At 40.1% G+C, this 22,030-nt stretch carries 21 protein-coding genes; 11 read left to right on the top strand and 10 right to left on the bottom strand.

The features are described from left to right. Window positions 1-87: 87 nt before the first annotated feature. From IGI67_RS17700 to IGI67_RS17710, 3 genes are all read left to right on the top strand, one after another. Complete coding sequence (locus tag IGI67_RS17700) at window positions 88-1,893, top strand: LTA synthase family protein (RefSeq protein ID WP_429958587.1); 1,806 nt, start codon at window positions 88-90, stop codon at window positions 1,891-1,893. Window positions 1,894-1,916: 23 nt separating this feature from the next. After that, window positions 1,917-2,663 carry a tRNA 2-thiocytidine biosynthesis TtcA family protein gene (locus IGI67_RS17705; RefSeq protein ID WP_429958588.1) on the top strand — a complete coding sequence of 249 codons (747 nt, stop codon included), beginning with the start codon at window positions 1,917-1,919 and terminating at the stop codon, window positions 2,661-2,663. 242 nt (window positions 2,664-2,905) lie between these two features. Next, window positions 2,906-5,584, top strand: coding sequence for a cation-translocating P-type ATPase (locus IGI67_RS17710; protein ID WP_429958589.1), 2,679 nt, complete (start codon window positions 2,906-2,908; stop codon window positions 5,582-5,584). A gap of 48 nt (window positions 5,585-5,632) precedes the next feature. Here IGI67_RS17710 and IGI67_RS17715 read toward each other — a convergent pair whose 3' ends face one another. Further along, window positions 5,633-6,139, bottom strand: coding sequence for a GNAT family N-acetyltransferase (locus IGI67_RS17715; RefSeq protein ID WP_429958590.1), 507 nt, complete (start codon window positions 6,137-6,139; stop codon window positions 5,633-5,635). A gap of 152 nt (window positions 6,140-6,291) precedes the next feature. Between IGI67_RS17715 and IGI67_RS17720 the strand changes: the two genes are divergently transcribed. Continuing rightward, window positions 6,292-6,717, top strand: a complete 426-nt coding sequence (locus tag IGI67_RS17720; RefSeq protein ID WP_429958591.1) for a hypothetical protein — start codon at window positions 6,292-6,294, stop codon at window positions 6,715-6,717. Window positions 6,718-6,986: 269 nt separating this feature from the next. Here the strand turns inward: IGI67_RS17720 and IGI67_RS17725 are convergent, their stop codons facing one another. Both IGI67_RS17725 and IGI67_RS17730 read right to left on the bottom strand, forming a co-directional pair. Then, window positions 6,987-7,148 (bottom strand): hypothetical protein, encoded by a 162-nt coding sequence (locus IGI67_RS17725; protein ID WP_207108881.1) that lies wholly within the window; start codon window positions 7,146-7,148, stop codon window positions 6,987-6,989. 15 nt (window positions 7,149-7,163) lie between these two features. After that, a complete protein-coding gene (locus tag IGI67_RS17730; protein ID WP_429958592.1) occupies window positions 7,164-8,183 on the bottom strand; it encodes a lactonase family protein in 1,020 nt (339 codons plus the stop codon). Between the two features lie 106 nt (window positions 8,184-8,289). Between IGI67_RS17730 and IGI67_RS17735 the strand changes: the two genes are divergently transcribed. Next, window positions 8,290-8,634 (top strand): PTS glucitol/sorbitol transporter subunit IIA, encoded by a 345-nt coding sequence (locus IGI67_RS17735; RefSeq protein WP_207108879.1) that lies wholly within the window; start codon window positions 8,290-8,292, stop codon window positions 8,632-8,634. 12 nt (window positions 8,635-8,646) lie between these two features. After that, on the top strand, window positions 8,647-9,807 hold the full coding sequence (locus IGI67_RS17740) for an AI-2E family transporter (RefSeq protein ID WP_207108878.1): 1,161 nt from the start codon (window positions 8,647-8,649) through the stop codon (window positions 9,805-9,807). 30 nt (window positions 9,808-9,837) lie between these two features. Here the strand turns inward: IGI67_RS17740 and IGI67_RS17745 are convergent, their stop codons facing one another. Then, a complete protein-coding gene (locus IGI67_RS17745) occupies window positions 9,838-10,458 on the bottom strand; it encodes an FMN-dependent NADH-azoreductase (RefSeq protein ID WP_207108877.1) in 621 nt (206 codons plus the stop codon). 98 nt (window positions 10,459-10,556) lie between these two features. Then, window positions 10,557-10,865: a rhodanese-like domain-containing protein gene (locus IGI67_RS17750; RefSeq protein ID WP_207108876.1), complete on the bottom strand. Its 309-nt coding sequence runs from the start codon at window positions 10,863-10,865 to the stop codon at window positions 10,557-10,559. Window positions 10,866-11,170: 305 nt separating this feature from the next. On the opposite strand from IGI67_RS17750, the gene IGI67_RS17755 reads away from it, so the two are divergent. The 4 genes from IGI67_RS17755 (at window position 11,171) to IGI67_RS17770 (ending at window position 15,082) form a co-directional block, all read left to right on the top strand. Beyond that, window positions 11,171-11,992: a VOC family protein gene (locus IGI67_RS17755; protein WP_207108875.1), complete on the top strand. Its 822-nt coding sequence runs from the start codon at window positions 11,171-11,173 to the stop codon at window positions 11,990-11,992. A gap of 351 nt (window positions 11,993-12,343) precedes the next feature. Further along, window positions 12,344-13,375, top strand: coding sequence for a serine hydrolase domain-containing protein (locus IGI67_RS17760; protein ID WP_207108874.1), 1,032 nt, complete (start codon window positions 12,344-12,346; stop codon window positions 13,373-13,375). A 134-nt stretch (window positions 13,376-13,509) separates the two neighbouring features. Further along, the gene (gene manA, locus IGI67_RS17765) at window positions 13,510-14,460 is read left to right on the top strand and encodes a mannose-6-phosphate isomerase, class I (RefSeq protein WP_207108873.1); all 951 of its coding nucleotides are present in this window, start codon (window positions 13,510-13,512) and stop codon (window positions 14,458-14,460) included. A 193-nt stretch (window positions 14,461-14,653) separates the two neighbouring features. Continuing rightward, window positions 14,654-15,082, top strand: a complete 429-nt coding sequence (locus tag IGI67_RS17770) for a hypothetical protein (protein WP_207108872.1) — start codon at window positions 14,654-14,656, stop codon at window positions 15,080-15,082. A 77-nt stretch (window positions 15,083-15,159) separates the two neighbouring features. On the opposite strand, the gene IGI67_RS17775 is transcribed toward IGI67_RS17770, so the two are convergent. From IGI67_RS17775 to IGI67_RS17790, 4 genes are all read right to left on the bottom strand, one after another. Beyond that, window positions 15,160-15,846: an adenosylcobyric acid synthase gene (locus IGI67_RS17775; RefSeq protein ID WP_207108871.1), complete on the bottom strand. Its 687-nt coding sequence runs from the start codon at window positions 15,844-15,846 to the stop codon at window positions 15,160-15,162. After that, window positions 15,839-17,191, bottom strand: coding sequence for a Mur ligase family protein (locus IGI67_RS17780; RefSeq protein WP_207108870.1), 1,353 nt, complete (start codon window positions 17,189-17,191; stop codon window positions 15,839-15,841). Before IGI67_RS17780 ends, IGI67_RS17775 begins: the two co-directional genes overlap by 8 nt. Window positions 17,192-17,376: 185 nt before the next feature. Continuing rightward, the gene (locus IGI67_RS17785; protein WP_207108869.1) at window positions 17,377-18,774 is read right to left on the bottom strand and encodes a TrkH family potassium uptake protein; all 1,398 of its coding nucleotides are present in this window, start codon (window positions 18,772-18,774) and stop codon (window positions 17,377-17,379) included. A gap of 118 nt (window positions 18,775-18,892) precedes the next feature. Next, entirely contained in the window at window positions 18,893-19,624 is a 732-nt protein-coding gene (locus IGI67_RS17790; RefSeq protein ID WP_207108868.1) for an SDR family oxidoreductase, read from the bottom strand. A gap of 82 nt (window positions 19,625-19,706) precedes the next feature. Between IGI67_RS17790 and IGI67_RS17795 the strand changes: the two genes are divergently transcribed. Beyond that, the gene (locus IGI67_RS17795) at window positions 19,707-20,165 is read left to right on the top strand and encodes a MerR family transcriptional regulator (RefSeq protein WP_207108867.1); all 459 of its coding nucleotides are present in this window, start codon (window positions 19,707-19,709) and stop codon (window positions 20,163-20,165) included. 275 nt (window positions 20,166-20,440) lie between these two features. Here the strand turns inward: IGI67_RS17795 and IGI67_RS17800 are convergent, their stop codons facing one another. Continuing rightward, window positions 20,441-21,976, bottom strand: a complete 1,536-nt coding sequence (locus IGI67_RS17800; RefSeq protein WP_207108866.1) for a YfcC family protein — start codon at window positions 21,974-21,976, stop codon at window positions 20,441-20,443. Between the last annotated feature and the right edge of the window lie 54 nt (window positions 21,977-22,030).

The following is a 22,030-nucleotide window of genomic DNA, read 5'->3' on the forward strand; positions in this document are numbered from 1 at the left end:
AGTTGGATACGAGCACCAAACTCCGAGTGCGCATTTGACAATCGTGTTTATCGATATGAGCTGGGAGTTTATGAATGGGAGAAAGATATGCAAAAAGTTCGCAAGCTTCCTTGGCGCCAATTTCTAAAAATTATCGGCGTGCTAGGTTTAATTATTGTTTCAAATCTTTTTTTTCAATTAACGCAAAATGAGTTTTCTTTTGATTTGGCCTTCAAATTTGCTTTTTCTTGGCATACAGAAAAATTCTTTCTAGGTTGTTTCGTGCTGTTTATCTTTTATGGGTGGATCAGCAGCCTCTTAGGATCATTAAAAACCGGCAGTATATTTTATGCTTTAGCAGTGATTGGTGTTGGGATCGCTAATTATTTAAAGATGAACTATCGAATGGAGCCGATTTATCCTGATGATTTGAAAATGATTACGGAATTCGGAATGATTCGGGACATGGTTGGTACTCGTTTATTCATTTTATTTTTATTGCTTTTAGCAAGCGGCATTTTTTTGCTTATTTTTAGCGTAAAAAAAAGTCTGAAGCTGGAAAAAAAGCGGCAATGGACACGCCTGATCCTCTTCGTTTTGACAAGTGGCATCCTGATATATATCGGCAGCTTTAATCAGCAAGGAAATTTATTACGGAAGGCATACGATAAAACAGCGCTATGGATTCCCTATAGTCAAAAAATGAATTATTACAATACCGGCTTTATGGGAGGCTTTTTATATAATCTGCCGGTGGAGGCGATGGAAAAACCAGAAAATTATTCGGCGGCAACTGTTAAAAAAGTAACGAAAGAGTATCAAACGGAAACCCGAAAAGAAGCTGCTGAAAAACCAAACATCGTTTATGTGATGAGTGAAAGCTTTTCTGATCCGAGTCGATTAAAGGGCTTAGAAATTTATGGCGGTGATCCGCTGCAGGAATATCGCGCTGTGGCAGATAAGACGTATAGCGGTCAAATGCTATCGCAAAACTATGGCGGAGGAACGGCGAATATCGAGTTCGAAGCGCTGACGGGCTTTTCAATGGAACTTTTTAATGCGCAAATGACGACGCCTTATACGATGCTGGTGCCAGAATTTGAATCATTTCCTTCATTAGTAGGAACTTTGAAGGCGCGGGGATATGAAACGACAGCGATCCATCCCTACAATACATCGATGTATAAAAGAAAAGATGTTTATCAAACATTCGGCTTTGATCAATTTTTAGATGAAAGTACGATGAAGCATACGGATAAGATCGAAAGCAATCCCTATATTTCTGATAAAGCTGCGTATCAGGAAATTTTTGATCAACTAGAAAAAAATAAGAAGCCGCAGTTTTTGCACCTTGTAACAATGCAGACCCATATGCCGTATGAAAATAAATATGATGATTTGCCCTACGTCGTTCAAGGGGATAATAGCTTAGCGTTAAGAAGTTATTTGCAGGATATTGCCTACAGCAGCGAAGCTTTGAAGGGGTTTTTAGAAAAGCTGGATGAGTTGCCAGAGCGAACGTTGGTTGTCTTTTGGGGAGATCATTTGCCAGGGATTTATTCGGATGCGATCCAAGAAGAAAATCAAGGCTATCCATTGCATGAGACGGAATTTTTGATGTATGATAATCGCCACCGATTGAATAATCAGCAGGTGACGACGAGCCCATTTTATTTTGCCGCTGATCTCTTTCAACAGGGGAGACTTCAAATGACTGGCTTTCAAAAGTTATTAACCACATTGCAAAAAGAATTACCGGCATTTGAAAAAAGCATGTATTATCAAAGCGGGCAATGGTTTAAAGAAGCTCGGTTAAATAAGAAGCAAGAGAAAATCTATCAGGATTATCAGATCATCCAATATGATATTACGGCGGGCAAGCAGTATAGCCTGCAAGAAAATTTTTTTGAATAGACAGATGAACTAAAGGAGCTGCTATGGGATTTAAAAAGAAAGACAATCAAAATTATTACAATCCGCTGCGTCGGGCCATTTTGAATCACCGAATGATCGAAGCTGGTGATAAAGTGGCGATCGGCATGAGCGGCGGGAAAGACAGTACGACATTGCTTTACCTATTGGATCGCATTCGGCGGCAAAAACGGTTAGGGTTTGATTTTGAGATCGTGCCGATTTCCCTTGATATGGGATTTGAGGGCTGCGATATCACACCTATGAAGGACTTTGTGGAAAGCTTAGGGTATCAATTAGAGGTTGTTCCAACGAATATTGCAAAGGTTGTTTTTGATATTCGGGAAGAAAAGTCTCCCTGTTCTTTGTGTGCAAAATTACGCAGGGGAATTCTCTACAATCGTGCGGGTGAGCTAGGCTGTCAAAAGGTTGCCTTGGGTCATCACGTGGATGATGCACTAGAGACTTATTTTATGAACTTTTTGTTTCACGGACGCATGAACAGCTTTGAACCGAAAAGCTATTTATCGAAGACAAACGTGACATTGATCCGCCCGCTGATCTATGTGGAAGAAAAACAGATCATTCGACTTGTGAAACGCGAAGAATTACCCGTCATTTTTAATCCCTGCCCTGTGGATAAGAAAACAAAACGAGAAGAAATTAAGAGTTTGGTGACGGAGCTTGCTAAAAACTACCCAGATATTCGGGAAAAGTTTATAATGGGCATGGAACAAGGAACAGCTGAAGATTTTTGGACAAAAAGTCTCTAGTGGAAGCTCTTACAATCGATTATTTTAAAAGTAGTGATTGTCTTCCCGCCTTTTCTCATGCTATAATTCGTTTTGTATTCATGAGGGAGTAACTAGCAGCGCAAGCTGTGGCAACGCCACCAACAAGAAAAGATATTTTTCTGGTGTTGTCTTAAATAGTGAGACTTATGTATGTGCTTTTCGCATACACAAGTCTATTTTTTTTTACTCCCGAAAGGAACACTATTTTAAGGAGGAATATAATGACCGAGGAGAAAAAACAGCAACTGATAAAGCCGTTCTATTCGGAAGAAAAGGAACAAGTTTTAGCGGAAGTTCAAACGACAGAAGATGGGCTGACAGCTGCTGAAGCAGAAAAACGCTTAAACGAATATGGATTAAATGAACTAGAAGAGGGCGAAAAGAAAAGTATGCTCGCTCGTTTCTTGGAACAGTTCAAGGATTTAATGATCATTGTCTTGTTATTTGCGGCAGTTATTTCTGCAGCGGTGTCCCACGAAGTAGTTGATTCGATTATTATCTTAGCGGTGGTTATCATCAACGCCGTAATGGGCGTGGTGCAAGAATCTAAAGCGGAACAAGCTATCGAGGCCTTGCGTGAAATGTCAACGCCAAATGCGAATGTGTTGCGCGATGGACATACGAGCTCAGTGAAATCAACGGATCTTGTTCCAGGGGATATCGTGATGCTGGAGGCAGGCGATGTGGTTCCTGCGGATTTACGTTTGATTGAGGTTGCTTCATTAAAAATCGAAGAAGCAGCGCTGACTGGTGAGTCAGTTCCAGTTGAAAAAGAACTAATCGTAATTGATGAAGGCGAAGTTGGTATTGGCGATCGTGTCAATATGGCTTATTCAAATAGTAATGTGACTTACGGCCGCGGTAAAGGTGTTGTTGTCAATACGGGAATGAACACTGAGGTCGGAAAAATCGCCGGCATGTTGGCCCAAGCAGATGAGACGGAAACACCGCTTAAGAACAACTTAAATCAGCTTGGTAAATTCTTGACCTTTGCTATTATTATTATCGCTGTAGTGATGTTCTTTGTAGGGACAGTCTTCAATGATACTTCATGGGTAGATATGCTGTTGACATCTATTTCATTGGCTGTTGCTGCGATCCCAGAAGGCCTGCCTGCGATCGTTACGATCATTCTGGCTTTAGGTACACAGGTAATGGCGAAACGAAATTCTGTAATTCGTAAATTGCCTGCGGTTGAAACGTTGGGTTCAACGGATATCATTGCCTCAGACAAAACAGGTACCTTGACTTTGAATCAAATGACTGTTGAAAAATTATACGTAGATAATCATCAATATGCTGCAAATGGTGAAGTGCCTAGCGACAGTATGGCGATGAAAGTGATGAACTATGCGAATGATACGAAAATCGCTCAAGACGGCAGCTTGATCGGTGACCCGACGGAAACCGCCTTGGTTCAATTTGGTTTGAACAATGACTTTGATGTACGTGAAAAAGTAGCTGCAGAACCTCGTGTCGGCGAACTGCCGTTTGACTCGGATCGTAAACTAATGAGTACGCTCCATGAAGAAAAAGATGGAAAAATCTTGGTTGCTGTTAAAGGTGCTCCCGATGTTTTACTTGATCGTGCGTCTCAAATTTTGTTAAACGGTCAAGTCGTGCCGATGACAGACAAAGAGAAGCAAGATATCTTAGCGAATAATAAGGACATGGCCCAACAAGCATTACGTGTGCTGGGAATGGCTTACAAGTATGTGGATCAAGTTCCAGCGGAGCTGGAATCTGAAATCATTGAAAATGATTTAATCTTTGCTGGTTTGGTCGGCATGATCGACCCAGAACGTGCTGAGGCAGCTGAAGCGGTACGTGTCGCTAAGGAAGCTGGAGTTCGACCTATCATGATCACAGGAGACCACAAGGACACTGCAGAAGCAATTGCTGTCCGTCTAGGCATCATCGAAAAGGGTGATGACGACTCTGTTTTAACTGGGGCACAATTAAATGAAATGTCTGACGAAGAATTTGCTCAAAAAGTGGAACATTATTCTGTTTATGCGCGTGTTTCTCCTGAACATAAGGTTCGGATCGTAAAAGCATGGCAAAAAGAAGGAAAAGTGGTTGCGATGACCGGTGATGGCGTTAATGATGCGCCTGCATTGAAACAAGCGGATATCGGTATCGGTATGGGGATAACAGGAACAGAGGTTTCTAAAGGAGCATCTGACATGGTCCTTGCCGACGATAACTTTGCGACAATCGTTGTTGCTGTTGAGGAAGGGCGTAAAGTCTTCTCCAATATCCAAAAAGCAGTTCAATATCTATTAGCGGCTAATCTGGGTGAAGTGCTGACCTTGTTCATCGCAACATTGCTTGGCTGGGATACATTATTGCCAATCCACCTACTATGGATCAACTTAGTAACGGATACCTTCCCAGCGATTGCTTTGGGGATGGAACCAGCTGAAAAAGATTTGATGCAGCATAAGCCTCGCGGCCGCAGCTCAAACCTATTTTCTGGCGGAGTCTTCTCAAGTATCATTTATCAAGGGATCCTAGAGGCTGCTACAGTATTGTTTGTTTACTGGTCTGCCATTCAATGGCCAGTCCACACAAGCTATGGCGAAATTCATTCCGATGCGTTGACAATGGCCTTTGCTACTTTAGGCTTGATGCAGCTATTCCATGCCTTCAATGTGAAGTCTGTTCATCAATCATTGTTTAAAGTTGGACCTTTCCGTAATAAGAGCTTCAACTGGGCGATCTTGCTGTCCTTTGTATTGATGATGGTGATTATCGTTGTTCCTGGTTTGAATGACATTTTCCGTGTAGCTCATCTTGATTTGTATCAATGGGGAATCGTCATTGGAGCGTCCTTTGCGATTATCCCAATCGTTGAAATCGTAAAAGTTTTCCAACGAGGCGCACAGAAAGATAAATAAAATAAAACTTCGCATGAGATCATCACTTGATCGTCATGCGAAGTTTTTTTATTTGATCAAGGCATACATCTGCATGTCCTTTATCTCACCATTTTTAATGGCGTTTTTCCGCAAAGTCCCTTCGAGTTGAAAGCCGCATTTTTCCAACACACGGCAGGAGCCGTGGTTCGTTGTAAAAGGCTCAGCGAAAATTCGGATAATATCCGTTTCGGCAAATAAGTAATCTGTCAGCTCTTTCACCGCTCGTGTGCCGAAACCCCGACCCCAGTATTCTTCAGCTAAATAATAGCCCATTTCGGCTGTTTGACGATGGATATTCTCGCAGCGGAAAGCTCCGATGCTGCCGATCGCTTGATCATCAGTATTGGTGATCGCAAATGCAAATGTTTGTGTCGGATCAGCTGCAAGCATGTCATGGATAAATCCAGAGGCGTCTTTTTCGGTATAGGGAAAAGGCAAGCCATCTCGTAAATTGTCTTGAATTTTTTTGTTGTTTAACATTTCGGCTAAAAGCTTAGCATCCTCTAATCGCCATTTTCGTAGAATGGTATTCATAAACCTACCTCCTAAAAATAGTTTATTCTTAAAAGGTACCATCAATCAAAGCAGAAATGAAGCCATTTCTAAATATTTCCTGAGCAGCTTTGCATATTGGCTGAAAATCGGTAAAATGAAGGTATCAAAAGATAGAAAGTAGGAAGAAATGAATGCGACCTAATACAGGGTTTTATGCTAGAGAAATTAATGAGATCGTCCAAAATACAGAGAAAATGGGTGAACGTTTACATCCAAGTTATGAAGAAATCCGCACGGCCTTAGATGAAAAGAACATGGCTGATTTCGATCAAGAGCGTTTATCAGAGATTCACGAGCTATTCAAAGAGGGAACTCAATTTTATCAGCTAAATCTAGAAAAGATCGGTATGTTAAAGGCTCCAGCGAAAGTAATGGGGAACCATAAAAGCTTTGAGAAAGCTTATGTTCAATACGTAGCTGGTTGTCAAGAAATGACGGACAGCTTGTTGCCAGAAGTGAATGAAGAAGCTTTTAATGCGGCTGAAAAAAAACAAGACGCTGCAACAGATACGATCTATAAAACGATTCAGAAGGTTACAAATTTGTTATTGAAATAAGTAACAAGTTTAAATTCAAAGAGAACAAAGGTTTTCTAATTTTATTATAACGTTATTTTAAATACAAATGGAAAAGAATCGAGTATTATTAACTCATAACCAATAACAACCTTTTCTTTTTCATTGCATTTAGGTAATACTCCTTTTAGCACCGATTTGCCGATCGGTGCTTCTTTTTTTGTATTTTGTTCAGCGAGAATCAGATGGAGGGTTTTGTTATATAAAGAAAAAAAGTTGGGCTTAAGCAAATTTGCTTGAGCCCAACTTTTCTAGTTCTCGATATTTCTGACATAATTTTCGAAGTAATCATTTAAATCGTTTTTGATTTTTTGATATTCTTCTTCAGTGTATTCTTTTTCTTCTAATCGACCTTTAAAATTCGGCAATCCCAAATCTTCTTTCAATCGTTCGATAACTGCTTCTTTATCCATATAGCTGATTCCTTTCTACTCGAAATATACACAAACAGCTTCAGGGGCGAAAACATCTTTTTGAATCATCGTTAATAAGCCAGACTCGTTATCGCGGCGATAGAGAGTCAAATTATCGCTGTTTTGGTTAGCTGCAACAACGTATTTATTATCTGGACTTAATGCAAAATCTCTTGGAAAATCACCTTCAGTAGAGACTGACTGAATCATCTCCACACTCAAACCGTCATCAGCGATTGCGAAGACTGCGATTGAGTTGTGTCCACGATTTGATGCATACAAGAAACGGCCATCATTTGATACGCGGATCGCTGCGCCGCCATTTTCGCCATCAAAATCTTTTGGCAAAGTGGAAACCTTCTGTTTTTGTTTAAAGCTGCCGTCAGATTCATCATAGGCTAGAACCGTTACAGTACTGTCTAATTCTCCAAAAAGATAAGCGATTTTTTGAACTGGATGAAAGACTAAATGACGTGGTCCCGTACCAGGCTCTGCCACGTAAACAGCACTCTCTTCAACTTCGCCAGCGTCGGTAACATCATAAGTATAGACCCGGTCTGTTCCCAGATCGCAAACAACTAAGCGTTGATCCGGTGCAAGATCCGTGTAGTGGGTATGTGCCTTGTCCTGATTTTTATGTGGTCCAGTTGGTTCCTTATGGAAAAGAGAAGCGACAGCTTCAAGAGAACCATCTGGCTGGATTTTGTAAGTATTCAATTCACCCTTGTGGTAATTCGCGCCGTAAACCAATTGACGAGTTTCATCAACGGCGACATAGCAAGGTGAAGCGCCTTCTTCTGTTGCCGCATTCATAAATGTATTTTGAGGATCGTAACTAGATATTCCCCCTTGACCTTCACGACTTGTTACGGAGTAAAGAATGTTCTCTTTACTTTTGGCAAGGTAGGTAGGGCTTGTTTCTTCTGTTACTAATTCCAAATTCGTTAACGTCTCAGTCGCAGTATCTAATTGAATTTGATAAATTCCCTGACTGATGCGTCGTGTATAGGTACCTAAAATTATTTTGTGGATCATCAAAAAACCTCCTTCATTGTATGTCTATTCTAGCAAGTTTATTCTCACTTGGATAGCGTTAACTTTATGATATAATTGAGAAATAAACGAGAAAAGAGCGTGACATATGACAGTGACAGAAATTACTCAAATTGGGAAACATGCGATTAATGATGAAAACATCTTAGTTCTTTTTGGTGAGACGATTACACCAGATTTGTTGGATGTTTCGATCGTTCAGAAGAAGCTTGGTGAAACAACCATTGAGTTGAAGAAGGGCGGACAACTGATATTTGGTGATCAAAGCTATCAAGTAAATGGTGTGGGACCATTAGCCAATGAAAATTTAAATGAGATTGGACATGCGACTGTGTTCTTTCAAGAAGAAGTCGGTGTGATTCCAAATGGGATTTATGTCACCCCGGAAAAGCTTCCAGATTTGGAAGTTGGGATGAAAATCAGTTATCAGTAGGAGTGTGAGTGAGTGGATAAAAAGAAATTAACGCAAAAGACCTCGTGGTTTTGGAAATGGTTTTTAAATAGCCAAGTGGTTGTAGCGTTGATCATTGTATTATTGCTGCTATTGATTGCATTGGTGTTTACGAAGGTATCGTATCTTTTTGAGCCGGTGGGGCAATTTTTTGCTATCGTTGGACTGCCAATCATAATAGCTGGGATTCTTTACTATTTAATGAATCCGGTAGTCAATTACCTGGAAAGAAAAGGGTTGAAGCGAACCTTTGCGATCATCTTACTTTTTATCGCAGTTGTGGCTTTGCTAATCTGGGGAATCGTCGTTATCATTCCTCAAATCAGAGAGCAAGTCGGCTCCATGATGCGGAGCCTGCCGGGGTACTTTGATACCATCAGTGATAAGATAAGCGAGATATTTAAAGACCCATCCTTCAAGCCGTTTCAACAGCACATTGACAATAGCTTGCAAAAAATATTGGAGTCTTTGACGGAAACCGCGCAAAAGCTTTCACGGGTGACTTTACAGGGATTAGGCAGTGTCGTTTCAACATTAGCAACAGTGGTAATCGCGCTTATTACAGCACCGATTATTCTGTTTTTCCTGTTGAAGGACGGTGGTCAGTTAGCGCCTTACATTCTGAAGTTTTTACCTACTAAGGCTCGCAAACCTACGTTACGAGTTATGACTGAAATGAATTCGCAATTAGCTTCATATATTCGCGGCCAATTAACGGTAGCATTTGCAGTAGCGGTAATGTTTATCGTCGGATTTTCGTTAGTAGGCATGAATTATGCGATCACTTTAGGGATATTAGCCGGATTCTTAAATCTGATTCCTTATTTAGGCTCGTTTTTAGCGATGGTACCGGTAATTTTTATCGCGATCGTTACAGGGCCAATCATGTTGGTCAAAGTGATTATAGTCTTTACGATTGAACAAACGATCGAAGGACGGATTGTTTCACCGTTGGTTTTGGGGAATCAATTAGAGATTCATCCAGTGACGATTATGTTTGTACTGCTGACAGCGGGGAAGATTTTTGGTATTACTGGTGTGATTTTAGGAATTCCTTTTTATGCGGTGGCAAAAGTTATCGCGATCCATGTGTTTGAATGGTATAAAGGGGTCTCAAATCTTTATGAGGACGAAGAAAAAAATCCTGTCGAATAATCGACAGGATTTTTTATTCTCTAAGTAAGACTAGAATTGCGCAGCCAATGATTTGGCCTTTTCTTTTGCCGCTTCCATAATCTCAGGCGCTCTGGCTGGATCATAATCAGCACCTTCGATGTAGATGGAATCAAAATCAGTAATACCAATAAAATTCAAGATGCCTTTAACATACTGTGCTGAGAAATCTTGACCATTATATGTACCGCCGCTTGATTGAATATGGATCGCTTTCTTGTCAGTTACCAATCCAACAGGTCCTTCTGCTGTATATCTGAAGGTTTTACCAGCAACATTGATTGTATCAAACCAAGCCTTCAATTTTGTTGGAATATTTAAATTCCATAAAGCATTGGCAATGACGATTTTCTCACTGCCTAAAAACTGATCAGTGAACTCATTGAAAATGCGAACCTTCTCTTGTTGAAGATTACTTAGTTCAGTAAATTCGGTACCTTGTTGCAAAGATTTCCAAGCCGATAAAAGATCACCGTCAATCTCAGGGATATCTGTATAATATAAATCCAACATGGTGAAAACATCTTCTGGATGGCTTGCTTGGTGCGCTTCTATAAAGGTATCTAAAACAGTCACCGTTTGTGAGTCTTCTGCGGACAACGGGTGTGCATTCACTACTAGAACATTTGCCAAAACTAACACTCCTTAAATTTAGTTACTAAAGAATAGTACATAAAATATCTAAAACAAACAATTTATCTGCTTGAAATATTCAATTAAAACTTTTTTTGTTAACTTGCAAGATATTCCTCATAGGCGGAAGTACCACCAATGACATTCGCTACTTGGAAGCCTTCATTGCGTAAAAATTGCGCCATCGTTTTCGAACGACCACCGAATTGAGTGAAGAGGTAATACGTTTTACCTTTGTCAAGTTGGCTTAGACGATTGGGCAACTGGGTCAATGGAATGCGAGTAACGTGTGATCCTTCTAATAAATCAAAAGAGTCAACAAAATCAGGGTCTCTTAAATCTAAAACTTCTACAGGGCCTTTTGCAGCGAGCAGCATAAATTCTTTAGTTGTTACTGAATAATTCATCTTTTTCTACAGCCTTTTCTTTCTTAATATTGATTCTAACTTTAATCGATTTATAGTCTGATTACAAGTGTTATCATAGTCATTTTACTGGAATTTGACGAAAAGTAAAGAAATCATTCAAAAATATTTCAGATTAGGAAAATATTGATAAGCATTTTTATTGTATTTGTCGAAAACAGTGGTTTTTTCTTTTAAATAGGCACTTTTCACTACCAGAAGGATAGAAGTCATTTTTTTATAGAAGGATATTGCTTGCGTGAATTCGATGGCATCGTTAAAATAGGAGTGATGGAGGGAAGAGAATAATGGGAAATTTTCATTTGGGGAAACTTAATTTAAAAACGATCGCTGTTCGTGTACGAGATCGTGACGGAATGATTCATTTCTACCGTGACATCATCGGCCTGCATTTATTGCGGGAAGAAAACGAATTGGCGATTCTAGGATACAAAGATCCAGCCAGTGAATTGCTTTGGTTGGAAGAGAGTCCGCGAGCAGATGAACATCGTGGTGAGATTAAAAAAATGCAACGGTTTTCACTCGTTGTACCGAATCTAGAAGAGCTAGCGAACGTTTATTATCGGGCAGAAAAAGAAGACTATCCAGTCAAATCCGCCTTACAGGCTGATGATGAAAAGGGTTTGCTATTTGAAGACCCTGAAGGAAATGAGATCGAAATTTTCTATGCTCCTAGTAAAGAACGTTCTACTTCGGAACCAATCAAAATCGATTTTACCGAGTTAGAAAAAAAAGCAACAAAACGGGAAAAAATTCATGGAGCGTATTTCGATAAGATCCATCTGAATGTCAGTGATATTGAAAAGCAGCAGGCATTCTTAGCGGACATCTTAGGCTTGAAGGTACATGATGAAAGCGATGAGGAAATACTTTTGAACCGCGGCGAGTTTAATGTAGGATTGAGCACAGCGACTGGCGGCACAATTGATTTACCAACGGATAAGGTTTTGGGCTTGGATTTTCTGCAATTTAAGGTCTCAAAAACTAAACTATTGGAATTATCGAAGCACTTGAGTGACAAGCAGCTAAACTTTTTTTGTGATAAAAAGAAATCCTTGATTACTCTTTATGATGCAGCAGGCATTGAATGGTGGTTCGTATTGAAGTAAAAAAATCCGCGAGAAATCGCGGTTTTTTTATTGTATCATGAGCTGTTCAAATGAAGGGTGTAACAGAAATAGTTATCCAAATGGCTGAAATGACTCCTGTTAAAAGAACCCAAACATTTTAAATGACCCATCGTCCAACAGAAAATCCGCAAAAAGAATCAAGGCTGAGGACAATATGTAGAAAAGCAGTTTTTGTTTGAGTCTCCTACTCATAAAACAGGCCTCCTTAAATGCTATAATTTCGTCCTCTTTAATTCTAAACACTAACCAACTAAAATTTTTAAAACGCTAAGAAGTTTTGTTTTTCTGTATTATGCTATACTTTTAAAAAATATGTTTAAGGAGGCCGCTATGTATCCTGAAACCCTTCGCTTAATAGAGAAAAAAATGCGAGAAGGTGTGTTTCCTGGCACTGTTCTTCGTTTTATTGAAGAGGATGAAGAGGAGACAAAAACTTTAGGCTATGCACAAATCGAGCCAACGATGATTGAAATGCAGGAAGCCTTTCGATTTGATGTCGCTTCTTTGACAAAAGTTGTTTGTACGACGACTGTTATGCTGAAGCTGAAGGAAGCAGGCAAATTGTCTTGGGACCAAACCCTTCATGAGCTGTTTCCGGCATTTCAAAATGAGACGATCACTGTTCGACATTTACTAACTCATACGTCAGATATTCAGACTTATATTCCGAATCGGGACCAATTAAATGCTGAGGAGCTGCGTAGGGCCTATCTGACCTTGCAACCGGGTGAGAAGCTTGGAGAAGTTGTTCAATATACTGATGCGGGAACGATTTTGCTAGGCTTTTTGATTGAGGAAATCTATCAAAAAGATGCTGTCGAGGTTTTTAGAGAAGAAGTTTTACGACCGCTTGGAATGACTGATAGTGAATTTTTGCCTCAACCGCCGTATGATACGATCGTACCGACGCAAAAGCTTGCCGATGGAACGATCTTGAAAGGATCGACTCACGATCCAAAGGCACGTGTCTTAGCGGCACATGCAGGAAATGCTGGGCTTTTTACAAATATGAAAGATTTAAGTAAATTTGCAAAAATGTATTTGAATCTTGGGCGTGTTAGCGATATTATTTATTTGCATGACAAGACAGTTCAAGAATTACTTTGCGATCAAACCCCAACAGGAAAGGCTAAACGATCGATTGGGTGGGATTTAAAGTTCAGTCCATTTGATCAATCGCCGCTGCTTTTTCATACAGGCTATACAGGAACATTCATATTGCTGGATATCGTAAAAAAATCAGCTTTTATTTTTCTGTCAAATCGTGTTCATTTAGAGGATCATCGTGCCAGTTATGTGGCTCATCGTGATGAAATTTTAGTTTGCTATTTGAATGAGCGGAAAAAAAACTATCAAAAGTAAAGAATGTCAGCCTAATTTTTCGCTGCTAGTTAGTGGGAAAGAATATACACCCTAAATCCCAGGTTATGAAGAGCGATTTAGAGTATAAACGGCTTAAAAATAAACTATAACAATAGGAAAAAGGAGCAGTTATCATGGAACCATTATTTTTACAACCAGTTTTTCAAGAGAAAATTTGGGGCGGAGATCAACTACACACCGTTTTTGGCTTTGATATTCCAAACGATAAAATCGGAGAAGATTGGGCGATCAGCGGACACCCTCATGGTGTCAGTATTGTAGAAAACGGCCCATATAAAGGCTGGAAGGTCAGTGACCTTTGGAAAGAGCATCGTGAGTTATTTGGAAATGCCGATGGAGATGTGTTCCCATTATTGACTAAAATTTTAGACGCAGAAGATGACTTGTCCGTCCAAGTACACCCAGATGACAGCTACGGGTTGAAGCATGAAGGCGAATTAGGAAAAACAGAGTGCTGGTACATTATCAACGCTAAACCAGGCTCAGAGATCGTTTACGGACATAATGCGAATACCCGAGAAGAGTTAGCAGAAATGATCGAAGAAGAACGCTGGGATGATCTTTTGCGTCGCGTACCGGTCAAAAAAGGTGATTTTTTCTATGTTCCAAGCGGAACGATCCATGCGATCGGTAAAGGCATCATGATTTTAGAAACGCAACAAAGCTCAGATACGACTTATCGTGTATACGACTATGATCGTAAGGATGATCAAGGAAATACACGTGAGCTGCACATCCAACAGTCGATCGATGTGACAACAGTTCCAGCTATCAGTCCAGAATTGGAAGTAAGTGAAAGCAAGAAAGGGACTTCTTCTGTGATCACCTATTTGAAGACGGATTTTTTTAATGTCTACGAATGGGATGTCATGGGTGAACTTTCTCTTAAAAAGAAAGGCGACTACACTTTAATGACAGTCGTCGAAGGATATGGTAATTTGGTCGTTGATGGTCAAAGCTATGAAATGAAGCCTGGTACAAGCTGCATTTTACCAGCACAAGTTACTGAATGGAAAGTTGAAGGTGAAATGAAGATCATCGCTTCGACACCAGGAAAAAAATAAACCAAAATGATCAGCCTGATTTTCAGTGCTGATCATTTTTTCTGTTATCGATATTTCACAAGACTCTTTTTTTCTCTCGTGAGAATATGGTACGATGAACATAATTATATTGAACCTCGCGAGATTTCTAGGAAAAAATCTCTAAAGAACCTGTAAATGACTCAGTGAAAAACGATACTGGGAGGTACTCATTATGTTCCATGTCTTTTTAGTTTTACCACTTTTTATTTTTGCTTTCTTTATGTTGGCCACTATGATATCTGCTATCGTTATACTGGTGGCAAGTGCGGTAGGCGGAGCGTCTGTCGCATTACTTGTGAAGAATAAGGATGCTAAAAGATTACTTTTTGTAGGCATCTCAATCATCGCGTTTATTGCAGGGTTATTTCTAGTCCCATTCATCCTTATTTATAGCAATCTTTCTGGTAATCTGTTTCTACCATTAGAAATCTGTCTCTTGATTTGTATAGCTGTTCTTTCATTCTTGGGTATTCGATTTACAAATACTATCGAAGTGAAGGCCGGAAAAACCATTCTAAAAGGTATTTTTTTCGTCGTGCTGTTTCTTGCTGTAGTTGGAGCAATTTCGATGCCGATTATTGTGAGTTTTTTCTCTGTTTAGAAGCGGCGCTTTAGATTCAACTTTAAAACTACTCCAATAGAAAAGACCGCCAGCTCAAAGCTGACGATCTTTTTGTTTTATGATAACTCTGGCAGATCGATATCTTTGCCATATTTGTTCTTTAATGCAGTGTGTAACAACCGGATTGCCAATGATTTGTTCCGAGCTAGAATCGGTCCGTGGAAGTAAGATCCGTAGACATTCTTGTAGATGACACCTTCACCTTGATCTTCACCGTTATTTCCGTTCCCTTTGACGATGGTTCCAAGAGGGCGTTCGCCTTCACCTAGGAATGTGCGACCATTGTGATTTTCAAAGCCGTAATAGGTCTCGCCGAATTCTTCATTATGAATCTCAATATCACCAATAAAGCGATGATTGTCCTGACTCAAGGTATAGTGATCCAGAGCACCAATGCCATCGATTTTTTCACCATGAGCACCGATATAATAGTGCCCTAATAGCTGATAGCCCCCGCAGATTGAAAGCAGTACGCCATCATTTTCGATATATTTGATCAACGCTTCCTTTTTGTCTTGGATATCTTTTGAAACGATGACTTGCTCGTAATCTTGACCACCGCCGATAAAAACAAAATCAAATTTATCAGGATCAAACGCTTGATAAATACTAACGATCTCTGAATGGATCTCGATATCCATCTGCTTGGCGTAATAATTCAAGGTTAAGAGATTGCCGTTATCACCATAAGTGTTCAATAAATTTCCGTATAAATGTGCTAAGTTTAATTCGTATTTAGCCACGATCCATACCTCCATCAATGTAGCCTTTTTGGGCCAATTCTTTGCGTAGCTGAAGAACTGCTGTGTAGGTCGCAAGGATATACACGTGTTCTGTCGGCAACAGTTTGATCTTTTCAATAACATCCGTCAAGCTTTCTGTCTCGGTCAGCTTATCCTCTGGAATTCCTGCGACCTTCAAGCGAAGGGCCATATCGGTGTGGCGGTCACCGCCAGCGATTACAGCAGGAATATCCATCTCTGCAAAAGCTTCATGATTGCCGTCCCAAATCCAACTGATATCAATTCCATCAGCGTAGTTGGCGTTTAATAGCGATACTAATGAGAATGGATAAGGGGCTAAGCCGATCATATCGATCACCTGATTCAAACCAACCGGATTTTTTACTAAGACCAATGTACATTTTTTTCCATCGATCTCAAATTCCTCTTGGCGTCCAAACACCTTCTCATCATAGCCTAGGCCGCGCTTGATTTTTTCTTTGGAAACGCCGTAATATTCTGCTACAGCGGTGGCCGCAAGAGCGTTGTAGACATTGTACATGCCGCCAACTTCGATTTTATAGTCTTGCCCATCAATCACAAATTCAGAGGACTTGTTGTCCATCGCCTTCATCTCAGTTAATTTATAATCTAACTCAGGACGATGGAAGCCGCAGTTTGGACAATAGTATTTTCCGAGGTTTGCATAGGTAATCATTTTATATTTTAAGATGTGCTGACATTTTGGACAAAGCAAACCATCGGTATTGTAGTGTGCATCCTGATCCTCATCAGGTAAATGATCAAATCCGTAATATTTTCTTGGATTGATTGTTTCCAGCGAATTGAAGATTGGCGAATCCCCATTACATAAAATGGGCGCGTTCGGTGATTTCGCCGCACCGTCGACGATCAATTTGTACGTCGTGTAGATTTCACCATAGCGATCCATTTGATCACGGAAAATGTTGGTGAATAAGAAGAGCTCCGGCTTGATGTATTCTGTTACTTTGCTCAAGCTGGCTTCATCGATTTCTAAAACAGCTATTTTTTTGCCGCCCTTTTTTCCTTTGGCATTCAGGAAGGTTGAAACAATCCCCTGCACCATGTTTGCACCAGTCGGATTCGTCAATACGTAATCAAACTCTTGCTTTAAAATATTTACGGTCAAAGCAGTCGTCAAGGTCTTTCCATTGGTTCCTGTCACGACAACAACTTTATAGTCCTTTACTAGTGTATCTAAAATCTTCGGATCCATCTTTAAAGCAAGCTGACCAGGATAGCTTGATCCACCTTTAAAGAACGTTTTTAATACCCATTGGGCGGTCTTGCCGGCTGAGATCGCCAGTTGACTTCGTAACCCCATTACACATCCTCCATGTCTGTAACAAATTTAATTCATCTTATCATATTTGAAAAAAAAGTTTAAATAGCTTTCCTTATTCTTAATTTTTAGAAGTGATTCTGCTGATCATTTTGAAAGTGATCTCGCTAAGCGTGTAAAAAAGCAACATGCAGCTCACAAAAAAAGGCTGGAGCAACTATTTGCTCCTAGCCAATAATAATCTTTTCTTCTGGAAATTCATAGCCTAAGTCCTGAGTTTCTTTTGGTACAAAGAGCATCAATGTATAGAGCATCCCGACACGGCCGATGAACATTAAAACAGCGATCATGATTTTACCGGTATTGGAAAGGTCATCAGTAATACCTAAAGAAAGACCTGTAGTTCCAAATGCCGAGGTAACTTCCACGATAATCGAAATCAGAGAATGATCTTCTGTCGCTGTCAAAAAGAGAATACTGAAAAGGCACATTCCCGCAGAAAGCATGAAGACGACCACCGATTTCCGCACATCTTCTTGAGCAATTTTACGACCAAAAATGTTGATATCGTTCTCGTTTTTCAAGAAAGAGTACAAATACAAACCGATGATTGCGATTGTCGTAGTTCGGATACCGCCGCCAACAGAACTAGGGGAACACCCGATAAACATTAAGAGAGAGAAAATGATCAATGTTGTATTTTGGAACAAATTCAGATCATGGATTTGCAAACCGGCATTTCGTGTTGTCATGGAGTAGAAGGACGAATTGAGCCATTGATCGAACAAACCCATGTTTGAGAAGTTATGATCTTTCTCCAACAGCCAAATCGCTACTGTTCCGCCGATAAAGAGCACGAAAAATGCTAACAAAGCAATTTTTGAAAAGAGACTAAAGCGAAAAGGAATTCGTGATTTTGATTTTTTGTGGTAAATCCATCCATGAAAATCCATCAAGACTGGAAAACCAATCCCGCCGATAAAGATCAATACCATTATTGTAATGATGAAAAAGACGTCATGAGAAAAGGGAATAATCGATTCACCTGTTACGTCAAAACCAGAGTTCGTAACTGCTGAGATCGCTTGGTAAAAACCAAAAAAGACTGCTTGAGAAATTTTATGGTAGTACCCTGCGAAATAGAAATAAATCGAAAAGATCGTGCCAAAAAGAACTTCGATCGCTAATAACATCGTGAAGGTGATCCGAATCAAATTAACGATTCCGCTAAGCCGAGGCTGGTTCATGTCCGTCATTATCAATTGCCGCTGCTTTAATGTGATTCGGCGCTTGGACACAATAAAAAAGAAGGTGGTAATCATCATGATCCCCAAGCCGCCGATATGGAAGAGCACCTCCAACATCAAGACACCTGTATCGTTGAACACTGAATTAATATCAAAGGTTGTTAAACCTGTTACTGAAATCGTTGAGATTGCCATAAACACCATGTCAAGGAATGAAACATGTGAACCTGGTTCGCGAAAAATCGGCAAGCTGAATAAAAACAACGAGAGCACCGTCATAGCCAAATAGTAGAAGACGATAATCTGAATCGAAGAAAAACGATTATTTATTTTTCGCCAGTTTTTTTTGAGAAAATTTACTCGTCGATCAAACTTCATAAAAAGCTCCTTAAATCATCTATCGAAAATTTTTAACAATAGAGACAGTATATCACGCTTCCGTAAAAAAAACTCCCGCCGTTTTGACAGGAGAAAGGTAGAGGAATATAGCCTACGATTAGGCGTCTTGAGCTGTTGCAGCAATATCGATTTCACGTATCGTTACTTCTTGCGGCATGTCGTAAATGAATTTGACACTTTCTGCAACGTGGACAGGGTCTAGAGTAATCCCGCCCATGCTTTCCTTCCAAGCTTGGTAATCAGTCAAAGCTCCTTGATCTGTTACATGAGTTAATAATTCTGTTTCTGCAGCGCCGGGAGCGACTAGAGAAACACGGACATTTGAACCAGAAACTTCTTCACGAATTGTTTCACTTAGACCATGAACCCCAAATTTTGATGCAACATAGGCTGCATGATTAGTAAAAGTTTTCTTACCAGCCAGAGAAGACATGTTGATGATAGTCCCATGTTTACGTTTTTTCATGGCAGGGAGAACAATTTGCATCCCGTTCAACACACCCATTACATTTGTATTCAGCATTGTTTGCCATTCTGCTGGATCTTGATTCAAGACGTTACCAAGGAGCATCACGCCTGCATTATTAATCAATAAATCTACTGGACCGTATACGTCTTCCGCTTTTCTGATGCTGGTTTCAAAAGCTTGATAATCCGTCACATCAACTTGTTCGATTAAGACGTTATCAAAGTTTAAAGGGAGTGCTTCAATTTTTTCTACCCGACGACCTAACAAAAGTAAGGGAAAACCAGCTTGATTAAAAAGCTTGGCGATTTCCGCACCAAATCCTGAACTTGCACCGGTAATAACAACTAACGATTTTTTCATATAAATTGCCTTCTTTCAAATTTATGATACACTTACTCTACTACCTGGAGTTAACTCCAAGTCAAGAAGGAAGTTCAAAAAAATGAAAACATTTTTGATTGGCGATATTTCTGCCATGTATGGGATCTCGCAAGATACTTTAAGATACTATGATAAGGCCGGCTTGTTGCCATTTGTTAAGAAAAATACTGCCGGCCGCCGAGTATTTACGGAAGACGATCTGGGCTATATCGAAGTGATTGATTGCCTAAAGCGTTCCGGGATTCCTGTCAAAGAAATCGCGAAATTTATGGACTGGTGCGTGGAAGGGGATCAGACCTTGCCACAGCGCTATGCTTTTATGATAGAACAAGAAGCTGTTCTGGAAAGGAAAATCCGTGAGCTGCAGACCCAGCTTGATTTTCTGCGCTGGAAAAAATGGTACTATCAAACCGCCAATGAAGCTGGCACGGAAAGCGTCTTTTTCAAAGAGGGAACGCGACAAGTTGATGATAGTTGGCATCAAAAATATTTAGCCGAAAAAGGACATGAGTCTAATTAGATTCATGTCTTTTTTCATGCTTAAAAACAGCGAGAAAAATTGTAAAAGTAACAAGAACAAAAAAGGAAAGAAAGGAAAAAAGGGAAAGGGGAAATAAATAGTAGTTGAGCAACTGATTTTTTTGCTGAGACAAACGATGAAAAAAACGACCTTATCATGAGTTTTTTGGCGTGAACAATTTTCAAAACAGGATTCCCCCTCGGTTTTCGAGGGAGAATCCTGTTTTGTCTGTAACCAACTAGCCCCAAAATTTTCTTAAACCTTTTCCTCAACGCTTAAGAAATCAACACACCAGCTGCTAAAAAGACAAGAATCAGAATGATAATGGTAACTAGCAGCTTGGTCACAAATTTTATCCATTTATCAAAACCGATATTCACTACCGAAAGAGACACTAAGATCAATCCGGTTGGAGCGACTAAGCCAATCAATCCTTGTCCCCAATTGTAGGCATCAACAATTAACGCACGGTCTATCCCTACAACATCGGCTAAAGGAGCCATGATCGGCATGGATAGTACTGCTAGACCAGAAGACGATTGAATGAAGAATCCTAAAATAACATATACTAAAAACATAAACCAGATGAAAATGACATTATTCATCCCGCTGATGGCATTGCTAAAGAAGTTCATGATCGTGTCGCTGATGAAGCTATTTTCCATAACGATACCGACAGAGCGTGCCAGACCGACGATTAAGGCAACACCTAACAGATCAGCTGCGCCTGTAACGAAACTGTCGATGAATTTCTTTTCGCCTAAACCAGAGACGAAAGCGAGAATATACGTGACTGCTAAGAAGACTACCGCGATTTCTGTGAAATACCAGCCCAACTGCTGTACGCCATAGATCATTACAACAAAGCCTAATACAAAGACGATTAATGAGAATTTCTGACGGGAAGTGAAATCTCCATTTTTCTCTCGCTGCTGCCCGCCTAAGAAACGTTCGCGATCGCTCTCTGCTTGATCAGCAACCAGTGAGGCCGCTGGATTTAGCCGAACTTTTTCTGCGTATCGAATTGTATAAAGAATTGAGATTCCAACAGCAGAGATCCACATCAAGATCCGTAACGGCATACCGTCAGTAAAGCTAATCCCTGCTGCGTTAGATGCAATAACTGTGGAGAAGGGATTGATCGTGGAGCCCATTGTTCCGATCGCCGTTCCGAGATAGATCGTAGCGACTGCCGTGAGTGTATCATAGCCTGCTAGTAGGAAAATTGGAATCAGAATGGGATAAAAGGCAATGGTCTCTTCAGCCAAACCAAAAGTCGTTCCGCCGATCGCAATCAATGTCGTAACGATCACAATCAACCATTTTTGTTTTCCTTTTAATTTTTCTGAAAGGCGCATCATACCGGCATCCATCGCACCCGTCGCATTAACGATCCCAATTACCCCACCTAAAATCAGAATGAAAATCATTATATCAACACTTTCGGTAATTCCCTGCACTTGGGATTTTAAAAATTGTGTGATAGTGCCTGTGATCCCACGTTTGGGCTTTGTGATTTGTTTATAGGAATTTGGAATGGCAGCTGGACGATAAATTGTTCCATCGCGAAATTTGTCGACTTTGATATGAATGTCGTATTTGTCCAATGTTTTCTGTGTTGCTGGTTCCATGATTGTTTTGTCTTGCGCGTTTGTGATCGCGAATTTATCTCTTTCACTATCATAAGTCAAGGTACTGTACTTGCCTGAAGGAATAAAGAATGTTAATGCTTGAACCAAAATCAGTACAATGATGATGACCGTATACGCAGAAGGAAAACTGTGACGCTTCTTCTTGACCGATTGTTCCATGAAAAAACCTCCTATTTATATAAAATAATTACCACGAAATTATAGCATTGAAGG

Source organism: Enterococcus sp. AZ196 (genome assembly GCF_050498845.1).
In the GTDB taxonomy this organism is placed as follows: Bacteria; Bacillota; Bacilli; order Lactobacillales; family Enterococcaceae; genus Enterococcus_A; species Enterococcus_A murrayae.